23 protein-coding genes and 1 pseudogene are annotated in these 23,815 nt (G+C 43.6%); 11 read left to right on the top strand and 13 right to left on the bottom strand.

Going from position 1 to position 23,815, the window contains the following annotated elements:
• The 3 genes and pseudogenes from LAY57_RS17845 to LAY57_RS17855 all read right to left on the bottom strand — a co-directional run.
• Nucleotides 1-189 (bottom strand): annotated as a pseudogene (locus tag LAY57_RS17845) (zinc ribbon domain-containing protein); the annotation flags it as partial.
• Nucleotides 190-233: 44 nt separating this feature from the next.
• Nucleotides 234-587, bottom strand: a complete 354-nt coding sequence (locus LAY57_RS17850; RefSeq protein ID WP_249068177.1) for a zinc ribbon domain-containing protein — start codon at nucleotides 585-587, stop codon at nucleotides 234-236.
• Between the two features lie 30 nt (nucleotides 588-617).
• Nucleotides 618-929: a TIGR03792 family protein gene (locus LAY57_RS17855; RefSeq protein WP_249068153.1), complete on the bottom strand. Its 312-nt coding sequence runs from the start codon at nucleotides 927-929 to the stop codon at nucleotides 618-620.
• Nucleotides 930-1,070: 141 nt separating this feature from the next.
• Here LAY57_RS17855 and LAY57_RS17860 point away from each other — a divergent pair, with 141 nt between their 5' ends.
• A complete protein-coding gene (locus LAY57_RS17860) occupies nucleotides 1,071-1,394 on the top strand; it encodes a phasin family protein (RefSeq protein ID WP_249068154.1) in 324 nt (107 codons plus the stop codon).
• A gap of 54 nt (nucleotides 1,395-1,448) precedes the next feature.
• Entirely contained in the window at nucleotides 1,449-1,994 is a 546-nt protein-coding gene (locus LAY57_RS17865; protein WP_249068155.1) for an FKBP-type peptidyl-prolyl cis-trans isomerase, read from the top strand.
• An 89-nt stretch (nucleotides 1,995-2,083) separates the two neighbouring features.
• Here LAY57_RS17865 and LAY57_RS17870 read toward each other — a convergent pair whose 3' ends face one another.
• From LAY57_RS17870 to gloB, 3 genes are all read right to left on the bottom strand, one after another.
• Complete coding sequence (locus tag LAY57_RS17870) at nucleotides 2,084-4,711, bottom strand: replicative DNA helicase (RefSeq protein ID WP_249068156.1); 2,628 nt, start codon at nucleotides 4,709-4,711, stop codon at nucleotides 2,084-2,086.
• Between the two features lie 102 nt (nucleotides 4,712-4,813).
• Nucleotides 4,814-5,272 carry a 50S ribosomal protein L9 gene (gene rplI, locus LAY57_RS17875; RefSeq protein ID WP_249068157.1) on the bottom strand — a complete coding sequence of 153 codons (459 nt, stop codon included), beginning with the start codon at nucleotides 5,270-5,272 and terminating at the stop codon, nucleotides 4,814-4,816.
• 86 nt (nucleotides 5,273-5,358) lie between these two features.
• Nucleotides 5,359-6,132, bottom strand: coding sequence for a hydroxyacylglutathione hydrolase (gene gloB, locus LAY57_RS17880; RefSeq protein ID WP_249068158.1), 774 nt, complete (start codon nucleotides 6,130-6,132; stop codon nucleotides 5,359-5,361).
• Nucleotides 6,133-6,373: 241 nt separating this feature from the next.
• Here gloB and LAY57_RS17885 point away from each other — a divergent pair, with 241 nt between their 5' ends.
• The 8 genes from LAY57_RS17885 (at nucleotide 6,374) to LAY57_RS17920 (ending at nucleotide 15,135) form a co-directional block, all read left to right on the top strand.
• A complete protein-coding gene (locus LAY57_RS17885) occupies nucleotides 6,374-6,568 on the top strand; it encodes a hypothetical protein (protein ID WP_249068159.1) in 195 nt (64 codons plus the stop codon).
• Between the two features lie 16 nt (nucleotides 6,569-6,584).
• Complete coding sequence (galE, locus tag LAY57_RS17890; protein WP_249068160.1) at nucleotides 6,585-7,583, top strand: UDP-glucose 4-epimerase GalE; 999 nt, start codon at nucleotides 6,585-6,587, stop codon at nucleotides 7,581-7,583.
• Nucleotides 7,584-7,626: 43 nt separating this feature from the next.
• A complete protein-coding gene (locus tag LAY57_RS17895) occupies nucleotides 7,627-8,652 on the top strand; it encodes a glycosyltransferase family 2 protein (RefSeq protein ID WP_249068161.1) in 1,026 nt (341 codons plus the stop codon).
• A gap of 34 nt (nucleotides 8,653-8,686) precedes the next feature.
• Nucleotides 8,687-9,838 (top strand): glycosyltransferase family 4 protein, encoded by a 1,152-nt coding sequence (locus LAY57_RS17900; RefSeq protein WP_249068162.1) that lies wholly within the window; start codon nucleotides 8,687-8,689, stop codon nucleotides 9,836-9,838.
• 70 nt (nucleotides 9,839-9,908) lie between these two features.
• Nucleotides 9,909-11,921 (top strand): ABC transporter ATP-binding protein, encoded by a 2,013-nt coding sequence (locus LAY57_RS17905; RefSeq protein WP_249068163.1) that lies wholly within the window; start codon nucleotides 9,909-9,911, stop codon nucleotides 11,919-11,921.
• Between the two features lie 123 nt (nucleotides 11,922-12,044).
• Nucleotides 12,045-13,016, top strand: coding sequence for a glycosyltransferase family 10 domain-containing protein (locus tag LAY57_RS17910; protein ID WP_249068164.1), 972 nt, complete (start codon nucleotides 12,045-12,047; stop codon nucleotides 13,014-13,016).
• Nucleotides 13,017-13,112: 96 nt separating this feature from the next.
• Nucleotides 13,113-14,117 (top strand): Npun_R2821/Npun_R2822 family protein, encoded by a 1,005-nt coding sequence (locus LAY57_RS17915; protein ID WP_249068165.1) that lies wholly within the window; start codon nucleotides 13,113-13,115, stop codon nucleotides 14,115-14,117.
• A 109-nt stretch (nucleotides 14,118-14,226) separates the two neighbouring features.
• Nucleotides 14,227-15,135 (top strand): Npun_R2821/Npun_R2822 family protein, encoded by a 909-nt coding sequence (locus tag LAY57_RS17920; protein WP_249068166.1) that lies wholly within the window; start codon nucleotides 14,227-14,229, stop codon nucleotides 15,133-15,135.
• 87 nt (nucleotides 15,136-15,222) lie between these two features.
• On the opposite strand, the gene LAY57_RS17925 is transcribed toward LAY57_RS17920, so the two are convergent.
• The 7 genes from LAY57_RS17925 to LAY57_RS17955 form a co-directional block, all read right to left on the bottom strand.
• Nucleotides 15,223-16,305 (bottom strand): alpha/beta hydrolase, encoded by a 1,083-nt coding sequence (locus LAY57_RS17925; protein ID WP_249068167.1) that lies wholly within the window; start codon nucleotides 16,303-16,305, stop codon nucleotides 15,223-15,225.
• A gap of 463 nt (nucleotides 16,306-16,768) precedes the next feature.
• A complete protein-coding gene (locus tag LAY57_RS17930) occupies nucleotides 16,769-17,329 on the bottom strand; it encodes a YbhB/YbcL family Raf kinase inhibitor-like protein (protein WP_249068168.1) in 561 nt (186 codons plus the stop codon).
• Nucleotides 17,330-17,568: 239 nt separating this feature from the next.
• Nucleotides 17,569-17,907 (bottom strand): DMT family transporter, encoded by a 339-nt coding sequence (locus LAY57_RS17935; protein WP_249068169.1) that lies wholly within the window; start codon nucleotides 17,905-17,907, stop codon nucleotides 17,569-17,571.
• 17 nt (nucleotides 17,908-17,924) lie between these two features.
• Nucleotides 17,925-18,446, bottom strand: coding sequence for a YqeG family HAD IIIA-type phosphatase (locus LAY57_RS17940; RefSeq protein WP_249068170.1), 522 nt, complete (start codon nucleotides 18,444-18,446; stop codon nucleotides 17,925-17,927).
• A gap of 24 nt (nucleotides 18,447-18,470) precedes the next feature.
• On the bottom strand, nucleotides 18,471-19,421 hold the full coding sequence (locus tag LAY57_RS17945; RefSeq protein ID WP_249068178.1) for a decaprenyl-phosphate phosphoribosyltransferase: 951 nt from the start codon (nucleotides 19,419-19,421) through the stop codon (nucleotides 18,471-18,473).
• Between the two features lie 304 nt (nucleotides 19,422-19,725).
• On the bottom strand, nucleotides 19,726-20,097 hold the full coding sequence (locus LAY57_RS17950) for a hypothetical protein (RefSeq protein WP_249068171.1): 372 nt from the start codon (nucleotides 20,095-20,097) through the stop codon (nucleotides 19,726-19,728).
• Between the two features lie 122 nt (nucleotides 20,098-20,219).
• A complete protein-coding gene (locus LAY57_RS17955) occupies nucleotides 20,220-21,977 on the bottom strand; it encodes an ABC1 kinase family protein (protein WP_249068172.1) in 1,758 nt (585 codons plus the stop codon).
• A gap of 429 nt (nucleotides 21,978-22,406) precedes the next feature.
• On the opposite strand from LAY57_RS17955, the gene LAY57_RS17960 reads away from it, so the two are divergent.
• Nucleotides 22,407-23,780, top strand: a complete 1,374-nt coding sequence (locus LAY57_RS17960; protein ID WP_338022433.1) for a D-alanyl-D-alanine carboxypeptidase — start codon at nucleotides 22,407-22,409, stop codon at nucleotides 23,778-23,780.
• Nucleotides 23,781-23,815: the final 35 nt, after the last annotated feature.

A 23,815-nucleotide genomic window follows, 5' to 3' on the forward strand; every position in this document is an offset into this window, starting at 1 on the left:
AAAGGGGCGCTGGGGATAGGTACAGGTATCGTCTGCATGGTAGGTGCAGCTGTCGCATAAATACTCTTCTCCAGTCGATCGATGTAAAGGGATACCGGGATGACCGTGAGCTTTTAGAACCATGAGGCAGTTGGGACAGGTGACTGCCTGCGCTTTAACAGGTTGATGGCAGCGGGGGCAATTTGGCATTGCGGCGATCGCGTGAATTAGCAAAATATATTAGCTAGAGTAACCTACCGGGATAAGCTAATCAGTAAACTGAGCAGGATTAAACCCACCAAGATCAGCCAAGTTAGGTTTCTCTCAAACCACAAACGTAGAGATTTACTGCGATCGTGACGCGGGTTAAGCTCCGGTTCTGGTTGAGAGCTGTTATGGTAGAGCGTACATTCTCTGGCAAAGGGGCGCTGGGGATAGGTACAGGTATCGTCTGCATGGTAGGTGCAGCTGTCGCATAAATACTCTTCTCCAGTCGCTCGGTGTAAAGGGATACCGGGATGACCGTGAGCTTTCAAAACCAAGCCGCAGTGGGGACAGGTGACTGCTTGCGTTTTAACGGGTTGGTGACAGCGGGGGCAATTTGGCATTGCTGCTAGAGGGCGAATTAGCAATATATATTAGCTATTTATGGGAAATTTCCGCACTTGATACTCGCCGGACTCAACCATCTGATAGGAGTTTCCCATCTGTTGGGCAAATTGCTGTTCGGTTCGGTCTAACAAGTCTTGGGAAACCTTTAGCCACTGTTCGCGAGTAGCCCAGCGAATCACGAAAATAACTTCCGTCAGTTCGGTAGGATCGATCCAAACTTCTTTGCTCAAGAATCCAGCACAGCTAGTTAGCGCGGGTGTCCAGATTTCGGCATCCTTCTGAATAAACTCTTCCCGCCGTTCGGGAGTAACCTTAAATTTAAGCCATTCGATAACCATCAGGAGAACCTCGACCGAAGCTGTAGGCACGTCGGCAAATTTGACACAATGGTACTGGATGCCGGAACGCTAAGATTCCAGCATACATTTACGGGCTAAGTTTTTTAGTCGCCCTTTTGGACTAAGTGAGTGGAAGGCAGCATGGACAGCAACAACTGGATGAAGCAGTTACTATTGATTGGTGTTGGCACGACATCTTTGGTAGCGGAAAAAATTCGCGAAGTGAGCGACGAATGGGTGAAGGACGGCAAGATCGATCCAGATCAAGCCAAAGGAATGGTCGATGATTTGATGCAGCAGTTAAAGGGCGACCAGGGAAATTTTGAAGCGCAGATGCAACGGCAGATACGCAATATGATGCAGGATCTGGGTGTTCCCCGCCAGTCTGAGGTAGATGAGTTGCGGGGTCGCATCGATCGTCTGGAGCGTCAGGTGCGGGATTTGGAGAATAAGCTCTGGCGTTGATAAAAGCTGATAGGATTTGAGATCTCAGCTGCAAAGAGATAGGGAGGACTGGTTTTGAAAGAAATTCTCATCAGTTTAGGGATGATGTTGGCTTTTGGGTTGATTTTGGTGATAGCTCAAATTAGCAGCCCTCAAAGCATAGCTAACGCATCTGAACTGATCCAAACTCAGCCTATAAGCGTAAGCTCAACAATTAACAAAACTTTGGTTGCAGATAACACAATGTCAAGTGCAGAAAACGTCAATCCAGGGAATGAAGAGACTGTCACAACTCCATCTGGACTTAAATACATTGATTTAGTGCCGGGAACAGGGGCAACTCCCAAAACTGGTCAGACAGTGATCGTACATTACACTGGGACTCTGGAGGATGGGACGAAGTTTGATAGTTCGCGCGATCGCAATGAGCCTTTCTCTTTCCCCCTGGGACAGGGACGGGTGATCAAAGGCTGGGATGAGGGTATCAGCAATATGAGAGTCGGCGGACGTCGTAAGTTAATTATTCCGCCAGAGTTGGGTTATGGCGCTAGAGGTGCTGGTGGTCTCATTCCTCCCAATGCAACACTTATTTTTGATGTGGAATTGTTGAGGATTAGTTAACAAAAAAATTGGCCTCTCTTCATTACAGCCCTTGTCAGGTGAGTGAGGTACTCAGAAACCCGGTTTCTTTAAGAAACCGGGTTTCTATGTTATTTAGCTAAATTTCTAAACTGCGTAATCTGGGGATTGAACAAAAGTTTAATCGTTCCTGTCGGGCCATTACGATGTTTGGCTATAATTGCTTCCGCAATATCTCTATCTGGAGAATCCGGGTTGTAGTAGGAATCTCTGTAAAGCATGATCACTAAATCAGCGTCTTGCTCAATACTATTGTGAGTCACTATATTGTTAGCAATAAAATTGTGAAGCTCCGGAACTGTTAAATCGTAAACTTCAGCTTCACCATCCGGCTCGATTGCGATAACTTCATCCCAGTAAACATCGCTAGTAGCTAAACGGCCAATTCGATCTGAATTGACAACTTGAGCTAGTCTTGCTGCTCGTTCGCGACTCAAGTTTTGCTTATATAGGCTTGTTCCACAATACATATTGCCAAGTTGAGCCTGCATTTGACGAGTAGTTATACCAGACTGCTGCATTGCTGGGACGGCATAAATTCTCCATATATCATTCGGTATAACGTCTCTGTTAGTATTTGCAGGACGTGCTTCAAGATAGTCTGCAATCTCTCCGAGAGATTGCTTTTTATAACTTCCAACTGCACCAATCAGTTCAATGAACTTTTTTAAATCTGGTTTACCAGTCGCCCAAACTTGATATTGATCTCGTCCTTTACCTGGTTGTGGACTTATAGATAATTTGCCATTAATACCAAGCCTTAGTAAAAGAGACTGAACATCTCGTGCTAATCTCGCGCTACTGGAAGCGTAATAGACCGCAGGATAATGGCAGTTACCTTTGCTCGATTTGATGCAACCATCTGTACTCCAAAGATGACGTAGGAAAACGCCTATAGCTGCTTGAGGTTGCTCAAAAAGTTGGATGGGAATAAATTTTTCATAAGACCTAAGACCAAAAATTTCTAAATTATCCAGCCATTTAACGACTGGATTCCTAACTTTATGGGTAAGTCTATAACTTGAAGAAAGATAAACTTGATACCAGTCGCGTTCTTTGACTATGCGAGGCTTGACCAGATCGCCAAAAACTTCAACAGCTAGGGAATGAACAGTACTTGCTAAATCTTCTTCTCTGGTTGTGTACTGAATAGCCTGTCGAGGTAAAGTGCAACCATCCCCTATCAAGTGACCGAGTAACCCAAGTTCGGCATCACTGATAAATTGTAAAGAAGAAGTTGGTAAGCATCGAGGTAAAGCAATGCGATCGCCTCTCTCGATCGCATCCAATCGCATCCAACCGTGAATTGTGAGAAACTTGTGATTGCCAGTCGCTCGAATAGTACGTCCAAGGCGAGTTGTTAGCTGCCATACAGGCTTTATGCCTGTGGAAAAAGCATTGCTGACAACAGCCCTTTCTATCTTCATGGTAGCTTCATTCACCGCCCAAACAGCAAAACCCGATCGGCCTACCAACTCCCGAATTGGTACTTGTACGCCACTATCGGCCAATGTCACCAAGCTATCGCCTGCCAAACAACCGGACTCTCTCAAATCTGACAGCATCGGTCGCTTATTTGTACGGGCTTCAACTCCGCGACTCAGCTGAGATAGGGCAATAACGGGGGTATTTAGTTCGCGGGCTAAACCTTTGAGACTTCGCGTAATTTTCGATAATTCTTGGACGCGATTGTCGCTACCGCCTTCCATCAATTGCAAGTAATCTATTAAAATTAATCCCAAAGATCCGCCCTGTTCTGCTTGCAGACGACGGGCTTGACTACGCATTTCTGTAACAGTAAGATTGGCGGTATCGTCAATAAAAATTGGCAGGGCTGATAGAATACCAAGTGCGCGACTTAACTGTTCCCATTCATTTTGGCTGATGCGGCCCGATCGCAGGCGGTTACTTTCAATTCCGGCTTCACTGGCAAGCATCCGCTGTACCAGTTGTTCTTTCGACATTTCCAGGCTAAAAATAGCGACTGGCAATTTATGTACAGAGGCGATATTTTGGCCAATATTAATAGCAAATGACGTTTTTCCCATTGATGGGCGACCGGCGACGATAATCAAATCGGAACGCTGGAAACCCCCTGTCATCGCATCCATGTCGTAGAAATTGCAGGAGAGTCCCGGCAGAATTGCATTTTCATTCCGGCTTTCCAGATCCAGCAAAGTCTGGGTAAGGGTTTCCGAGATGGGAACAAGTCCTTGCTGGGGTCGTTCTTGGGTGATGCCGAAAACTTCTTGTTCGGCTTGATCGAGAACTATTGGCAATTCGGTGGCTGTTTCATAACCGAGATCGACTATTTTATGACCGGCATGAATTAATTTGCGGCGCAGATATTTATCAGTTACCAGCGTTGCATATTGGTCGATGTTTACCGCTGACACGGTACGATCGACTAGCTGGGCTAATTTATTTTCACCCCCCACTTTCTCCAGTTGATTGTTGTCACTAAGCCATACAGCAACGGTCATTAAATCTGTCGGCTTGTTTTGAGCGTGGAGGGACAAAGCCGCCTGATAGATAAGTTTATGAGCTTCTAGGGAAAAAGCTTCTGATACTAGCTGGTCTAGCACTCTGCCGATCGCTTCTGGGTCTAGCAGGATGCCTCCCAAAATAGCTTCTTCCACCTCTACATTTTGAGGAGGGAGGCGATCGCCAATACGTTGAAAATTGAGTGAGTCAACCATAAATAATTTTAGATTTTAGATTTCAGATTTCAGATTTTATCCTGAGCAATAAGCAATAACTAATGTTAATCCAAAATCCAAAATCCAAAATCCAAAATTTCCTTACCCCGAAACTACTTCAATATCTACTATGGCCGTTACATCTTGGAGTAATTTGATTTCAGCTTTATATGTACCAATCTGGTGAATATCTGGTACGGTAATACCCCGGCGATCTACTTCTTTGCCAATGCTTTGCTGAATTGCCTCTGCGATTTCCCGATCGGTAACTGTCCCAAAGATAGCATCGCCTTCGCCTACTTGCTTGGCGATCGTAAAGCGACCCACAGCTTCTATAGCAGCTTTAAGGGCGATCGATTCTTCCTTCAGTGCCAAAAGACGCAGACGCTCTTTTTCTCTACGCTTTTCTACTTGCTTGAGAACTGCTGGGGTGGCAAAAGTGCCAAATTGCTTGGGAAGGAGGTAATTGCGTGCGTAGCCCGGAGCTACTTCTACCAAATCGCCAGATTTTCCGAGTTTGCTGACATCCTGAGTCAAAACTAATTGAATGCGTTTTGCCATGAGCTTTCCTGTAGAGTCTTGCTTAAATAGATCCGAATGTATGATATTAGCGAAATATAGGGTGCGATCGCAACTGCCAATCCTGGCTAGAAGTTGTCTTTCATTCCCCGCAGCCGCGCAAAAGTCTGTACGGCTGACTGACTCTTCACCGCAGCTTGTAAATCTGGGTTATCCCAGCGCAAAAAGGGATTCGTGCGCTTTTCTATCCCCAAAATTGACGGTATTGTCGCCTCATCCCGACGGCGAGACTCCTTCACCTGGGCGTATCTAGCTTGTAAATCGGGGTTGTTACCATCTACAGTCAGGGCAAATTGAAGATTTTTCAGCGTGTACTCGTGAGCGCACCAGACTCTGGTATTGTCCGGTAAAGACCTCAGTTTGCCGAGGGATGATACCATTTGGGACGGCGAGCCTTCAAATAGCCTGCCGCAGCCGCCAGCAAATAGGGTATCGCCGCAGAATAAGTCACCTGGCTCATCAGGAGCATTTGGGTGAAAATAGTAGGCAATATGGGCGCGGGTATGCCCTGGAACGAAGAAAACTTCACCAACGCTAGAGGCAAACGAGACGCGATCTCCCTCCCGCAAAAACACATTTTGGCCTGGGATTCTGCCAAAGTCTTCAGCCCCCCCATAGATGCGGAGGTTTGGAAAACGTTCCATCAGCCGTCGATTGCCGCCCACATGATCGTGATGATGGTGAGTATTGAACAGGGCAACTAACTCTGCGCCAGTTGCCTCTAGTTGCCGCAGTACGGGCTCAGCTTCTGCTGGATCGATCGCAGCGGCAATATTTTTCTGTGTATCGTGCAGCACAAAAATATAGTTGTCAGAAAGTACGGCCAGCCGGTAAACCTGCATAAAAAATACCTAAGATAGAGAGTTCTTATTTAACTCGATCGCCCTCGTCCCCCACTATAACGGTACTCCGTTTAGTGGCGGGATATAAGGCAACGCTATAATCGGTACTCAGCACTCAGCACTTTGCTATAAAAGCGAGGAAAACCAGCACGATCGGCATAAGGCTTCATTATTTTTTCACCATAACTTTGCATAAATGCTAATTTAGTGGAAATATTTACCCAGGATAATGAAAGGGAGCGTGACGGGCAAATCAACTGTAGTCGCTAAACAGATAGTCGATCAAATCCTGGTGGCGGGTCAGATTAGCCGCCACCAATATATGTTGCTCACTTCTGCCATCCTCTCAGACCACCAACTCACTGAGGAAGACCGCCGTCAAATCAATCACATCTTTGACTACATCGAAGTAGGTCGCCTGAAGTTAGTTGACTAGGAGCATTATTAAACAAGTGTCACAAGTTAAACCAACCATTTTAGTCACAGGGGGCGCTGGATATATTGGCTCCCACGCAGTACTGGCACTCTTACGCGCCGGTTACGAAGTGGTAATTCTGGATAACCTCGTCTACGGGCATAGAGACCTGGTGGAGAAGGTTTTACAGGTAGAGCTAGTAGTCGGCGATACAGGCGATCGGGCCTTGCTCGACAGCCTCTTCTCTAGGCTGAATATCGTTGCAGTAATGCACTTTGCAGCTTATGCTTATGTCGGCGAGTCTGTCACAGATCCAGCCAAATACTACCGCAATAACGTACACGGCACCCTGACGCTTCTGGAAGCTATGCTGGCCGCCGGAATCGGGAAATTTGTCTTTTCTTCCACTTGTGCCACCTATGGGGAGCCAAAGGAGATTCCCATTACCGAAGATCATCCCCAAAATCCGATCAATCCCTATGGTGCTAGCAAGTTGATGGTAGAGCGGATGCTGGCGGATTTCGATCTAGCCTATAATTTTAAGTCTGTTTGCTTCCGCTATTTCAACGCGGCGGGTGCCGATCCGACTGGGTTGCTAGGGGAAGATCACGCGCCGGAAACTCACCTGCTTCCTCTGGTGTTGCTGACTGCTTTGGGGAAACGAGAGTCAGTTTCTATTTTTGGCACGGATTACCCGACTCCAGACGGTACTTGTATTCGCGATTATATTCACGTCTCGGACTTAGCATCTGCCCACATTTTGGGGTTGAAGCATCTGTTGGAGGAGGGAGATAGCGCCGTATTTAATTTGGGGAACGGCAGCGGTTTCTCGGTGAGTGAAGCGATCGAAACGGCTAAAGTGGTGACGGGGCGAGAAATTAAGGTGCAAAAGTGCGATCGGCGACCCGGCGACCCGCCTATTTTAGTTGGCAGCAGCGACAAAGCCCGAAAAATCTTAGGCTGGCAACCCCAATACTCAGACCTCAACGACATCTTATCCCATGCCTGGAAGTGGCATCAAAAGCGTCATGGTTGAGAAAGATGAGATAATTCTTTAATATCAGAGGATTACTTTAAGAATGGCTCCCCTTGTATCAATTATCGTTACTTGTTTTAATCAGGAACGCTACCTGGAAAAATCAGTCAAAAGCGTACTGAGCCAAACATTTACCGACCTGGAATGCCTGATTGTAGATGATGGATCTAGCGATCGCACTCGTGAAGTAGCTGAGCATTTAATGACCATCGATTCGCGAGTCAAATATTTTCACAAAGAAAATGGGGGTGTATCTTCGGCTCGTAATTTTGGCTTTAGACAAGCCCAAGGCGAGTGGATTCAGTTTTTAGATGCAGATGATTGGATTGACCAAAATAAAACCAGCTTTCAGTTAAGTAATTTAAATGGGTTAGACGGAAAAAATACCGTCTTTTACTGCGATTACGAACGAGTATTTTTAGACAAGGAACAAAATATTACCGACAGACAGTTAAATATAGTAGGATCTTTAACAAAAGATCAATTAATCCAGCGTTTACTTATACCGGATTTTTTAGCAGATTCTCCATTTCCAGTATTACAGCAATGTATGCTGATGAACAGAAGTATTTTTAGTAAAAAAATGTTTGATGAGAGCCTTAAAGCTCTCCAAGATAGAGATTTTCCATTAGGTCTTCTCCAGGCCGGAGTTAATTTTGTTTATACACCCATTGTGGGAGCATTCTATACAAAACATCAAACCAATAGAACAAATAAGTGGTCTTATATGAAAGGATATTATATACTTTTATACGAGACAGTTTACAGCAAGCAGAAGGATTTACTTCCCCTTTGCGAAATCGGCATAGATTTTTTGGTGCAAGAAACCATCAGAGAAAAAGATAAAGCTAATTTTGAAAGATTAATTAAAATCATCGATTCCCCAGTGTATTTTTTAGATAAAAAAGTAAAAGTTAATAACCCAGCCCTACTCAAAGTTATCTATTCTCTTAGGCAAATTACCCCCAGTTTTATACTTTATGAAAAATACCGAGGGCCGCGATCGCAAAAAGTATTATCTATGTTCTCTAAGTTGACAGGTAAAAAATCAGATAGAAGTAAAAATTAAATTAAATTTGGCCAAATAAGGAGGTAAATAAAAATTGAAAGTTTCACTAATTGTTAGCGATTTATCCGGCGGGGGCGCTGTACGGGCTTTTTTGCTGGGACAGGTAATCAAAAAACTGAATTATGAAGTAGAAATCGTAGGATTCCAATTTGGAGAAGAACTGTATGCGATTCCTCCGTCGGGAATGCCTATTTTTTCAGTTAAGGGAGAGAAATATCCGGGATTATTTAAAAGAGGGATGGAAGTTTTAAACAAAATCGATGGAGATATTATTTATGCCGTAAAACCGAAGCCAACAAGTTTTGGAATATCTTTAGTTAAAAAACTATTCAATCGTCGTCCTTTACTTTTAGATATGGATGACTGGGAACTCAGCTGGCATGGAGGAGATAATTGGAAGTACCGTCCTACACCCAAACAACTTTATCGAGATATTGTCAAAAAAGATGGGGCGCTGAAATATCCCGATCATCCTCTATATGTAAAGTGGATGGAAAACTTGGTACAGAATGCAGATGCAATTACTATAGACACCAATTTTCTCAAAAAACGCTTCGGCGGAGTTTATCTGCCTAATGGCAAAGATACGAAAATGTTTGACCCGGATAAATACGATTCCGAAGTAAGCAGGTCACGCTATGGCCTATCTGAATATCGAATTTTAATGTTTCCGGGAGCCCCACGACCTCACAAGGGCGTTGAAGATGTCTTAATGGCGTTAGATATCCTGAATCAATCAGACTTAAAATTGGTAATTGTGGGTGGAAGCCCTTATGATGATTATGATGATAAACTAAGCCAAAGATGGGGACGTTGGATTATTAAACTACCGAGATGTCCTGTAGAAGCGATGCCTGAAGTGGTAGCTGCTGCCCATGTTGTGGTTGTTCCACAGCGAGACGACCTCACAGCTAGGGCGCAATTTCCTCTCAAACTAACTGATGGGATGGCAATGGCTAAACCGATTTTATCTACAAAAGTGGGAGATATTCCAGAAATTTTGAATGGTACGGGCTATTTAGTGGAGCCTGGAAATCCAGAGCAAATTGCTGCTAAAATTAAAGAAATATTTCAAGATTTAGAGTCTGCAAACGATCGAGGTCGCAAAGGCAGAGAAAGATGTGTAAAATATTACAGCGTAGATTCGATGTCAGCTATACTATCAGAAATCCTAGCAGATTTATAATCAAAACTAATTAATTTTAATCGAGCGCCAATCAGGTTGATACTCAGTTACTAACAGCAGGTATAGTTAAATGTCTTCCGAAAATCTGTTAATAAAATTTGTTCGCCGCTATCCAGTTTGGATGTTAATGACTATCCTTCTGGGTTTTTCAGGCGCGTTATTTAACGGCGTGAGTACTACTCTGATAGTGCCGATATTGTTAAATTTTTTAGGTCAAAAAGTAGATTTAAAAGGTGCGCCGCCCCTAATTGGACGCCTTATGTCTCCCTTTGATGGTATCCCAGAAGACTATCGGGCTATTGTGATGGCGGGAACCATTTTGCTGGCAATTATATTGAAGAACGTTGCCAGTTATGTTGGTAGCTTAGTATCTAGTTCCTTGATGCGGGCGCTTACTTCTGATTTGCGGGAAGATGGGCTTAAATTATTGCTAGAAGTAGATTATGAGTTTTTTGGACAGATGAAAGTTGGGGATTTGATTAACCGGCTGGGTGGAGAAATCGGTCGGACTATCGGTATGGTTGGGACGACTCTTCGGATAGTGAGTATTTCCATTACTATTTTAGTATTCGTGGGATTGTTGTTAGCAATTTCCTGGCAACTTACCATAGTTTCAACGCTTTTACTTGGCTTGGTAGCGTTAGTTAATCAACAATCAATTTCCCGTTCTAAGTATTTTGGTAAATTGCTTTCAGATATGTCAAAAGCCTATTCAATCCGGGTGCTAGAAGTGCTAAATGGAATTCGCTTGGTGAAGGCAACGGCAAATGAAGATAGAGAATATAAATTGCTCCGAAAATTAATTCGGGAGCGCGAACAAGCTGATTACCAATCTCAGGTACACTCGGCTGCAATTAGCCCGGTTAGCGAAGTAACGGGTATAATTACTTTGATGGGAATCGTCATTTTAGGTCGCCTGGTTTTCGGCAATGAAATACAGTCGATTTCCACCGTGCTACTGACTTACTTATTGGTGCTTTTCCGATTGCTGCCGTTCATTACTCAGTTAAACAATGCTAGAAGTCAACTTGCCAATACTGTTGCAAGCGTGGATATAGTGCAGGACTTTTTGCGGCGGGACAATAAACCTTTCATGAAAAACGGTTCTTTGCCTTACAAGGAAATAAGCAAAGGTATTCATTTCAATAATATAACTTTTAAATATCCCAATCATGATAAAATAGTGCTAAAGGATATTAACTTGTATCTACCACGCGGTACAACTTTGGCTTTGGTGGGTGGATCGGGTGCTGGTAAATCAACTTTAGCGGATATTTTACCCCGATTTTACGACCCGATCGGGGGCTGTATCACCATCGACGATACGGATTTGCGGGACTTCGATCTCAAAAGTCTCAGAAGTGCAATGGGTATTGTCAGTCAGGATACTTTCCTGTTTAACGACTCGGTTCGCAATAATATCGCCTACGGACGACCTGATGCAACGGATGAGGAAGTTATTGGGGCGGCGAAACGAGCAAATGCTTATGAATTTATTGAGAAATTGCCGAAGGGATTTGATACTACGATCGGCGATCGCGGTGTGCTATTATCGGGAGGACAGCGGCAGCGTCTGGCGATCGCTCGCGCCCTACTGCAAGATCCAGACATTTTAATTCTGGATGAAGCAACCAGTGCGTTGGATACGGTTTCCGAACGACTGGTACAACAGGCGATCGACGATTTGAGTCGCGATCGGACCACCTTGGTAATTGCTCACCGCCTCTCAACCGTGCAAAATGCCCATCAAATTGCTGTACTAGATCAAGGGCGCGTTGTAGAAACTGGAACCCATGAAGAACTTTTAGACAAAGATGCCTACTATGCAAGACTGTACTCTATGCAATTTGCCGAACGTCCCGAAGCTGTATTTAACCGCAATGAAGAAATTCGCAATCGTCTTTCCTACGAAGTTCGTACCCGTCTCAACACTATGATAGGTTCCCTGCGATTACTTGCTGATGACTTCATAGATACTCCTGAAGAAAAAGATGAGTTACTTGAGGAATCCTATGCCTCAGCAATCAGCCTTCTCAACACAATTGAATTGTTTGAAAATAGTACTAAACTGCCGACGAAATAACTGTCAGCGGTAATTTGATGAGTTAAATATATTTTACTAAACCTGTTTTAATGCGTCTTATTTTTGCTGAATACTTTGTACTGGAAAATCGGGATAATACTAAGCTAGCAAGTGATTTAAGTTATGGAAAAAAAAATTGTGGGGATGCTGACCAGCTACCCAAGTAGTATACCAACTGATTGGCTGTGGCAACAAACGCCCCACCCATTTGGTGTATGGGGTAACATTCAAATGCAGGCTCATGCTTCAAATCCCGATCTGTTGCTGCTGTACAATTTTAATGAATTTTCCAGTTTAACACCTCAAAAGCCAGGGTTTTGGGAAGGATTTCGCCAGTCTCAAAAGCGGCAAGAAGGCCGCCAGCAAGAAATACAGGCTTTCTTCCACCAAATTCCCAAAGAACGAATCATTTCTCTAGTGCGAGAACCCCCCTTTGAAGAAAAGCAAGCGAAAAGAATTGCCGAATACCAGGAAGCTAGCGCATACTGCGGTTATGTTTCGGGCCCAGATGACTTCGCCCCCATTCCCGACTATATGCCTGCCATTTGGTATCATTCCAATTCTTTCCGGGAATTAAATGAAATGGGGCCACCAGAAAAGCAGCGATCGTGCTGTTGGATTACCTCCGGTATTTCTCGCACAGATGAGCATCGTCAGCGCTTGACTTTTTTAAAGCTTTTACGGGAAAGCGATCTAAACTTCGATCTGTATGGGCGCGACTTACCAGAATGGGCCAGTGGCTACGGCTCTTTAGGCAATAAATGGAATTGTATGGCTGGCTATTACTACAATCTGGCCATTGAGAACTATGCTGGAAATGATTGGTATGTAAGCGAAAAACTCTGGGATGCTTTGTTAGCATGGTGTTTGCCCATTTACTCTGGTGGCCCTGCAGCTGATAAACTATTGCCGCCAGGAAGCTTTCTGAGATTGCCCAGTCAAGATGAAAAAGGAATAGCTTATATTAAGGAGGTAATTGCAACGCCTGATGCTTGGCACGAGCGTCGGGATGCGATCGCCGAAGCGCGTCAGATTATTCTTCACAAATTAAATCTGGTGAAATGGTTATCTGATTTAGTTGAACGACTGGCGTAAACTTCACCATAGCTAAGCAGCAAAAATTAATACAGCGCTGCTGGTTATCACCCAAAAAGTGATATACAATTTAGGCATCAATCGGAGGATTCTTGCATGACAGACGGTATCTATACGGTTGCTAACGATTTTGTCTACAACCAACTCGTCGCCTTACTGAACAGCATAGAAGTTAATGTCGGCAAGGAGATCCCGGTTTGCGTGATTGCCTACGATGACAGACTCGATCTTGTCCGTCCAGAAATTGCCAAAAGAGAAAACGTCACTCTCCTGGAAGACCCGGCCTTGTTTAAACCTTGGGAAGATTTTTCATATCGGCTATGGAAAACTCATCCCAGCGCTTTCAAGATTTGGCAAGAAAAGGGCATTGAAGGTGTCTATCGTATAGGAATGAACCGACGCTACTATGCGTTCGATTCAGAAGCACCATTTGAAAAATTTGCTTATTTTGATGCAGATGTTTTGGTATTGAATACACTAGAATTAGTTTTTAAGAGTTTGAATGAACATGATTTTGTTGTTTATGATTTTCAGTACAAAGACCCTACGCACATCTACAATGTCAAAAATCCTAAGTTATTAGAAGTATTTACCCAAAATCGCATTGAAGCAGAGATTTTTTGTGCGGGCTTTTATGCAGGGAAACGTGGATTATTTACTTTGGAAAAATTGGATTACATTGTATCCAGTTTAGAACGGGGTGAAGCAGAAATTTTGTATATGCCAGCGCCTAACCAGTCGGCATTGAACTATATGATTATGCGCTCTAATATTCCCGTTTGTAATTTAGCGCTGCAATTACCTAAGAGTCAAACAACTGGTTGCTCTGTGACTTCAACCCACTTCGAGTTACAGGACAACGTTTTGTACGATCGCGGCAATCGACTAACTTATCTTCATTACATCGGTATATCCAGTAACCTCTTTAACAGACTTTGTGCGGGCGAAAATATTGAGTGTCCATACCGCGATATTTTCTTGCACTATCGCTATCTCCACGAACCGGAAAAACGACCCAAATTTACAACCAAAGCTAAACCATTCGAGCCAGACCCCAACCTAGCAACACGAGTTTTACGCAAACTTGGATTAAAGAAATAATTAAAGATTAAAATTATGGGAAAAATTATTGTAGTAGGTAGCAAATACATCAGCAATTCATGATTTACTTTGATTTAGAGATTTAGATTAATTTTTTGAGGATATAATTATGTCTCGCGGCATATACATTATTGCTAATGATAAGGTGAGCGAACAGGCGATCGCACTTCTCAATAGCATCCGAGTCTACGATACCAGTACACCAGTCATCATGATTCCTTATGACGACAATTATCAAGAAGTTGCTAAAATTCTCGCGAATTCCTATGGCGTACAACTTTACGAAGATTTAGAGTTTATCGAACGCTTATCTAATCGGCTACAACAAATTTTTGGAGAAAAGTTTTTTGCCAGACCAAATCAATTTCGCAAACAAGCCTGCTGGTTTGGCCCTTTTGACGAGTTTTTGTATATAGATACAGATATTGTTGTTTTTGAAAAAATAATTGATAATCTAAACTATTTTGCTGATTACGATTTTCTCTGCTGTGATTATCAACACGCAGGCGGGATAAACAATGTCTTTACTTCCCAAGTAGTAGAAGAAAACATTTTTAATCAAGACGAGCTAAAAGATATTTTCAATGGTGGGTTTTGGGCTTCTAAAAAAAACTTGATTTCAGAAAACGATCTATATGAAAGTTTCGCCGAATGCGCCTCTCATCCTGAATACTTTGATTTCTCCCAGAAAACTTCCGATCAACCAATCATTAATTACACGATCTTGAAGCGCGTACCGCGCCGGTTTAACATTGTGCGGCGAGAGGGTAAAGGCCCTGGTAATTGGGCAGGTAGCCGACATTTCAAATATCAGGGTAAGCAGCTAATCGATCCTCATGTTAACCAACCATTACAATATCTTCACTGGGCAGGTATTAGAATTGAGCCAGGTTGCCTTTATTGGGATATTTGGGAACACTATCGTTATCTCAATGAACCCAAACCAACTCAAGAGAAGACAGTTCAGACAAAAAGTTTTTGGCAGGGGATGATAAATAAGGCTAAAAGTTTATTTTGATTGTCTTAGCGAAGTTCGCGACACCACAAAACTATCAAAAAAGCTCGCTCGGCGGCGGAGCGAGCAATTTATTTTAGGGCGTTTTTCCTATTTATGGCTATTGAACCATAAAGCAACGTTGCCTACAGCTTTATCGATCGTTTCCGGTTCTTCATAAAATTGAAACTGAATATTGTCACCCAACCAAACCATACGTTTGTCTTTGGCTGCAATTAATTCAAACAATTTTTTAGGAATAATAGGCCCGCTCGCCGCCCTGTCAGCGTGTACCATTAACGTCGGCTTGGTAAGCTTTCTTACGGTTTCATCTACACGATAAGTCCATAATTCTGCTTCACTCATAGCGGTAACCCGGTTTTCCCATAGCCCGTGAAAATTCCAAGCTGGGCCGCGATCGGCCCAACGAATATACCACTCATATATCGGTTTGGACAACAGCAAAGCGTTAGGATCTGTCAAGCTTACAATAGGTATATAATCAACTTCGCCTGTTTTTTCAAATTTAGCCTTGGCTTGCTTTCCTCGTTCAATACGAGCAAGAGTTTTCTCCTCACCGCCGTTGTATTCATCGATAGTTTCTTTCGTTAGATAATGCCCCGCCACAATCGCTAATGCCTTAATTCGAGGATCTTCAGTTGTTGCCTCAATTGTCCAATTGACACCTTGACATATACCAAGTGCGTAAATTTGATCCCGATCGACTTCTTTGCGGCCCAGCAAATAACTAACTGCGGATTTAAAGTCAGAAACTTTTGCTTGCGGACTTTCATAACGACGTGGTTCGCCACCGCTTTCACCGTGAAAACACGGGTCAAATGCCAAAGTTACAAAACCCGCTTTTGCCATTCGGGTAGCATACTGAACAGGCGATTGTTCTTTCACAAACGCCACCGGACCGAGAATCGTCACAGCAGGACCTGGTTTGGTAAGTCCAGTGGGTAAGTAGAGATTGCCAACCAGTTCTACGCCATTGCTATTAAACTTGACACGCTCCATAGTGTAGGAGCTATCAAAAGATTCCATCTCTTTATTAACCATATTCGCCTCGGCTTTGTGATTTACTTTGGGCAGAAAAAGACTCAGCAAAAATCCACCTACACCGGCAGCGCTAGCTTTTAGAAGCGTTCTTCGCGAAGGATTGATTTGGGGAGATTTTTTTCTAAATAGCATAGTCAGTTTCCTTTGAGATTAAACAGTGAAGGATAGGCACCTTATTGCTCTGAATATCTCCTGTTGCAATCACTTGGTCTGTATTGGACATATTTGCCTCTACTTTGTGGTTCTTTACTCAGTTTACATTTGGTATAGCTAGGGACTAGGGGAAGTTTTGAGTTGTAGGGGCGGGTTTCGTTGAGAATAAGCTAACACGCATCTAATTCGGATATTTCTAATCCGGCAATCAAACCTTCAATTCCTCTCCCACTCCCCCACTCCCCCACTCTCCCACTCCCGCTAAACATACAAATTAAATGCGTAGCAGCTTAGTTCTGTTTCGACCCCAGATTCATCTGTCAAACCCGCCCGTACAGAGTTTTGAGTTAAAAGAGGGAAAAGGGAACAAGGAGTAAGGGATGGAAAGATCGGAAGTAAGAGTTGGAGTTGTGCTAACCGATGAGAGCGGCTGCTATATAAACTATTGCCCATATCGACCTTTGAGTGTAGCCTTTGCCAAGATGTGTTCTTTCATCGAAACGTTTAGCATTGCACCAGTTGCCTCGGAACCGATTGGCAAGCTATTGACATTAAGGGCATATATCGTAAAAACGTAGCCGTGACTATCACCTGGGGGAGGACAAGGACCCCCATATTCGCTGTTACCGTAATCGGTGTAACCTTGTTTGCTGCCACTCGGTGCTAGGTTGGTGCCCGGTTTGCCAACATTCGCTGCTAGTTTGTGAACGTTGCCGGGAATATTGAAAATCGTCCAGTGCCACCAACCAACACCTGTGGAGGCATCAGGATCGAAGAAGGTGATGGCGTAACTTTTTGTTCCTGCTGGTTCGCCGCTCCAATTCAGCTCTGGGGATATGTTGTTGCCGGTGCAACCATATCCCCGATAAACCATCGATAGCGGGAGGTTTTTCCCTTCAGAGAACTGTGCGCTCCGAAGCGTGAATGGAGAGGCCGCAGCGAGCAATCCAGATATTGCCAAAGCTACTGCTACTAAGGTAGATATAATCAACTTTTTTGGCATTTTCCTATCGCTCTCCAATTAATTTGGCTTTTCTAGTTAGGACAACTTTGCTTTACCTATCGATCCGATCGCTTTTAGCTGGGATGTTAGACCGAAACTGAGCTAAAGCGTCGATCTAAATTGCCGCAGATGTCACTCGCTTCTGTCTTTTCTTCCAAATTCTACCTAAAAATTGTCAAATTTTGCTGTTTTGGTTCTCTAATCCCAAAGAGCCCCTTTGTTGATATCTAAATGATATTTTAAGAAATTTTCCCAAAAGCGATCGCTGAAATACCTGCGATTACCAATCCAACGCCCATCCATCCTACAGTCGAAACTTTTTCGCTAAAAATTAATACTCCTGCTATTGTAGTACCAATGGTTGTTAATCCGATTACTACTGGGTAGATTACTGATAAATTTAATTTACCCAAAACCAAAATATAGAAAACTGTACTTAAGGCGTATGCTGAAAGACCACCCAGCAGATAAAGGTTTAGTGGATTTTGACCTGAACCTTGTTTCAGGAGTATTTGACCGCTAGTATTCAATCCAACCGAGAGCAATATCAAAAGGCTAAATAATAATTTAGTTTGCATTGTAAACTCCGGCGATATTATTGATAAACTGAATTATGAAAATCCCAAAGTTCGCCATCGGTAGGATAAGGAGTTTGTACTCGTTTACCGAGTAGCTTTTCCCACCAACGAAAAGGATGAGGAAGAGTGGCAACTTGGATAAAAGGAGAACCTACAAACCATGCTCCCAGCATATCTGTATGGCGGCTGTCACCAATCACAACAACTTGTTTTGGTTTAAGCCGTAGATGTTTTATGGCTTTGCGAAATGCACAAGGAAATGGTTTTTTCGCGGGATTGATAGCTGGAATATCGAGACGGTGCGACCAATACTTTACCCGATACCGACGTTTGCCATTAGAAAGAATGTAAAATTTAAGAGCGGCTGATTTTGCTTCCTCGATCCAAGCTTCAGCACCGGGGGATAGGTAGCGATCGTCTTCTGAAACGATGGTATTATCTAAATCCAGGATTACTCCCAGAATTCCAGCCATTTTCAGCAATTCAATTTCTATGGAAGCAAGCCTATAGGCTTCTTTGGGAAGGTTGTATTTTCTCACTTTTACACCGCTCCGATCTCAAACTTATTTGATAACACCATCATGTTTGAGCAAGAGAATCACAAAAGTTGTGATAATCCAATACAAAACCGTCAGTAAAATTGGCAAATCAGTTAATAAAACTTCTTCAGGTCGCTCGCTTTTTCCTCCTAATTCGCTGCGTATTTTGCTTTTGCGTGCAATTTCTTGGGGGTCGCCCAGAAGCTGATAGCGAAAGATGCCATACAATACAAATGGTAATGTTAGCAGCATCCAGGGTGTGGAAGCGCCTCCAACTTGCGGGCCAGAACTCCAAATGGCATAGGTTAATATGGTGCCATTTGTAACAACGCTTTCCATGCGAGTTAGTAGCGCTAAAGAGTAGCGTTTAATAACAGCACGGGTTTTACCACTTTTAATTTCTGATAGTCGCAGTTCGGCTTTGCGCTTTTCGACACCTAAAAATAGAGCCAGCATAGCAGTACAAAGCAAAAACCAGGGAGACAGATGAATCTGTGTTGCTGCTGCACCGGCATAGGCTCGCAGGACGAATCCAGTGGCGATCGCAATAATGTCCAAAATCACCGCACGCTTCAGCTGCAAGTTATAGGCTATTTGCAAGAAAGTGTAGCTAAGGATGGTTGCTCCCAACCAAGGCGATCGCAGCCAACCGATCATCAAGGCTAGACTTAATAAAGCTACTGCCATGCCGATCGCCACGGGAACGCTCACCAATCCCGCTGCTATAGAACGCTGGCACTTGATGGGATGTTTGCGATCGGCTTCTACATCTGCGATGTCATTGAGTAAGTAGAAACAGCTGGAAGTACAGCAAAACAGCACAAAAGCCAGCAAGCTACCCAACAATGATTCAACATTTATGCTGAAAGCAAATAAAGGTGCAGCAAAAACAATCAGATTTTTTGTCCACTGGCGGGGTCTGAGAGCTGCTAAGTGAGGAAATCTGATAGTGGGGGTTTTTGGTTGAAGCCAGATTACTTGATATTGTGATGGTTTTCGAGAATTTGTCAGTTGACTATCCTTTTGCTAAATTGACTTCAACTATAGCTAGGGGCTTTCTTGCTAGGGAAGAGAGTTACGGAGTAAGGGATGGAAGGACAAGAAGTAAGAGTTGAAGTTGTCCTGAACGACGAGAGCGGTTGCTATACAAAAAAAGTCATACCCTACACAAAGGTAGGGAAATGTCTAATTTTCCAGTAGGATCTTGGTTGTTTCCAATACTTTTAAAATAAACTTCCCTCTCTTTTTACAGTTGCTTTTTGGCGGAAATTTTTCAAGTCTAGCCCCATGAATCTAAATCTATGGATCGCGAGCCTCCCCGTTCTAACTGAACTAAAAGTTTGCTGAGTTGCGACCAAATAAGTAGCCCGGTCAAAAGTGTGAGAATTATAGCTACGCCGTAAGAAAGGGAAGTAGGAAAACCAAACACTTCTAGACCAGACGCTAAAAAAATACAAATCCCTATACAAATTCCCAAGAAAGGAAGCTGTAGCTGTACCCCTTGCAAATATGCTATTGTTCGGGTCGAGCGACTGATAGACCATTCCTGTACCAGTTGTTTAAGGCTAGCTTCAAAAGCCAAACCTGATGTTATCCCAGCCAGCAGACCTGCCAGCAGGAAGAAATAGGGGGGCTCTGGAAATACGAACACGAATAACTCCTTTGCAATTGACAGCCTGATGGTTCATCTTACCAGGAAGAGGAGTGGGAAAAAAAGAAGATTTTAGATTTCAAATTTAAATAAAATCTAAAATCTAAAATCTAAAATTACCTTTACTTCTTACCAGAGAAAGCTGCTAGAGCTCCCACTGAGGGCAAAATAGCTGCGGCTCCCTCGGTCGATAATTCGGCCAAAGCTCCCCAAGCAGCGTTAAATAGTTGCCCTGGGTTCAAATCGTCCTTAATCAAGTTCCAGAGACGTTGCACTTCTTCGGTATGGAGGCGATCGTCCTCGGTGAGCGCCAGTACCAACTGACGACGCAGAAACTTGCCTTCATCGGAAAACAGATATTGCAGACCGAGCTGGGCAGTTGGCATGATGTCGAAGCTGTTGTCTGTACGCGCGATCGCAATCAAGTTCTCCAGTCGATTCCACTGGAATTTCCCATCTTTGAACAGCACCTCGATCAGACGCCGCCGCAGTTGGGGCGTTTCACCAGTTAATAGCCGCCGCGCCACGTAGGGATAAGCCACTTCCACAATCTTAAAATTGGGATTCATGCTTAGCGCCAAGCCTTCCTGCGTCACCAGAGAACGAATAATCAGCGCAAACTTAGCCGGGACGCGGAAAGGATAGTCAAACATCAACTCCGAGAACTTGTCTGTAATCGTCTTGAAGTTAAAATCCCGCACGCTTTCCCCTATGAGATCCCCCAGCACCGCTTCTAGAGCAGGTACGATCGGTCTTATATCAGTTTCTGGAGTCAGAAAGCCTAGTTTGACAAAATCTGCGGCTAAATCGTCGTAATCTTTATTGATCAGATGGACAACCGCATCGACCAGATTTTCTTTCGTGGTCTGGTCTAACTGATCCATCATGCCAAAATCAATATAAGCCATCTGACCACCCTGCACCCACTTACTGGGTTGCCTTTCAGCGTCCAGCGGACACTGGGGTGGTAAACCGAACAAATTGCCGGGATGGGGGTCGGCATGGAAAAACCCATGTTCCAGCAACTGGCGCAGTCCTGATGTTACGCCAATGCGGATCAGGCTATCGGTGTATAATCCCGCTTTTTCGATTTGTTCGGTGTCCGTTAGCTTAATACCGTGAATCCACTCTAAAGTGAGGACGTGGTAGCTGCTGTAGCGCCAGTAAATTGCTGGTACTTTGACTTCCGGGTCATCGCGGAAGTTGGCGGCAAATTTTTCCGCATTCCGTCCCTCGTTGAGATAATCAATTTCTTCAAATAACTTGATCCCGAATTCATCGACGATCAGCTTCAAGTCGTGTCCTAAATTCAGCGGTAGCCAAGGTGCCAGCCAGCCAGCTGCCCACCGCATTAAGTATAAGTCTAGGGTTAGTATTGGCAGTAAGTTGGGCCGCTGAACCTTGACGGCTACTTCTTCGCCGCTGTGGAGTTTCGCCTGATATACTTGTCCCAGGCTAGCGGCTGCAACTGGCTCTTTAGAGATTTCACTATATATTTCTTCTACAGATCTATCTAGCTCTGTCTCAATGATGTTGAAGGCTCTAGCGCTATCAAATGGCGGCAGTTGATCTTGTAATTTGATCAATTCGTCTAAGAAGTCTTTCTTAATTAAATCAGGTCGCGTCGAGAGCGCTTGACCGACTTTAATAAATGTAGGGCCTAGATGGGTAAGTATTTCCCGTAGCTGGGCAGCTCGTTTAAACTTGTTGTATTCAACTCGATTCAGCCATTGGTCCGATTTTAACCCCAATACGAACCCAGCAAAAAACCAAATCACTGTGAGGGTACGCCAGATGGCTAGCCAGGGACGTTTGCCGTAGTACTGAGCGATCGCGTCCGGGTCGTAGCGTCTATCTTTAGCGAGTGGATGCTGACTCACGCCTTATATTTGCCTCTTAATCTCAATCTCGAATCCGATCTACAGCGATATATTGCCGTTTACAGTTCCAGAACTGGGACTGCCTTTTCACCTGAAAATTCCCGCGATCGGGTTTGGGCTACTTATTCAGCAATCTAGTTCAACTGGGCTGACTACTTACTTTTTATCTTTTTCTTAAGTATAATATACAAAACTACAAATCTGTCATATTTTTTAATATAACTTAAACTTTGACATAATTTTTTAATATGTTGACAAAATACAATATATTTGGTATCAGAAGTTTAACAACCCGCAGGCTGACTCTGGAAAGCTTGCCAGATTAATCCGTGGATAAGAAATCAAGCATACCATCCTTGTTTGTGAGCCAAACCCGGATTTATCCCCCAACTCAATTCCATTATCCTCTCATCCAAAATCTAAAATCGAATGACGCTGCTAAAAAACCTTCGTTTAACTGCTGCGCTATCTATAGCCGGGTTAGCACTTATTAGTGGATGTTCGACCTCTGAATCACCACAAGCTACATCGCCATCGTCTGAGAATGAGGCGATAAACTCATCGGCTAATACAACCGAAAACTTGACAAAAGTGGAAGCGCCGGTAAATAAGTATACATTTTCAATTGTACCTCCAGAGAATCCAGATCCAGTTATTAACGCTGCGATCGCGCAATACATAAAAATGTTAGTCGCCAACGGATTTGCCAAGGAAACCCAACAAGGTGTATGGATTCAATCTGGTAATTCCCTTTTAGCAAATTATCGCGGCACTATTCCCCTACCAGCTGCTTCGATCACAAAAGTGGCTACAAGCTTGGTAGCGCTGCAAACTTTCGGGCCCGATCGTCAATTTGTAACTTTGATTGCAGCAACCGGGCCAATTAAGGATGGAGTTTTACAAGGCGACTTGGTAGTTCAGGGAGGTGAAGACCCTCTTTTTGTTTGGGAAGAAGCTATTGCCTTGGGTAATACTTTAAACAAAATTGGCATCAAGCGCGTGAGTGGAGACTTAATAATTGCCGGTAAGTTTTATATGAATTTTAAGACTAACCCGCAGACCGCTGGTAATTTACTCAAACTTGGGTTAAATAGTAAAAAATGGTCTAAGGAAGCTGAAAAGCAATATCTTAGTTTACCTCCAGGCACTCCTCGACCCCAAGTTGAAATTTCGGGTTCGCTAAAAGTCACTTCTTCAACTCCCAGCAACATACAACCTCTTGTTCGCCATTATTCTTATCCACTTGCTGAACTTATCAAAAGAATGAATCGGTTCAGCAATAACCACATGGCCGAGATGCTAGCTAATTCTGTGGGAGGAGCAAAAGTAGTTGCACGAAAAGCGGCTGAAGCATCTGGGGTTCCGCCAGAAGAAATTCAACTTATAAATGGCTCTGGATTGAGTGTGGAAAATCGCATTTCTCCACGCGCTGCCTGTGCGATGTTTATGGCAATTGAACGATATCTGCAACCTTATAATATGACCATCGGAGATGTTTTTGCTATTATAGGACAAGATGAAGGAACATTGGATAAACGCAATTTACCTTCACTATTAGTTGTGAAATCGGGAACGCTGGATAACGTTAGTTCTTTAGCAGGAGCATTGCCTACGCAGAAGCAAGGTTCTGTTTGGTTTGCCATTATGAATGGAGGAAAAAATACGGACGAATTCCGCACTCAGCAAGAAGATATGCTGAAAACTTTTTTGTCACAATGGGGAGCGGTTGAATCCTTGCCAGCAGAGTTAACGCCTAATATTGAGAGAAATAGTAAGACCTCTCAAACTGAAGTTGTCAAATAAGGTAGTGGGTAGTATTTGACAGAAGCTCTAAAATT

Origin of the sequence: Argonema antarcticum A004/B2, from assembly GCF_023333585.1 — a bacterium.
Classification (GTDB): domain Bacteria; phylum Cyanobacteriota; class Cyanobacteriia; order Cyanobacteriales; family Aerosakkonemataceae; genus Argonema; species Argonema antarcticum.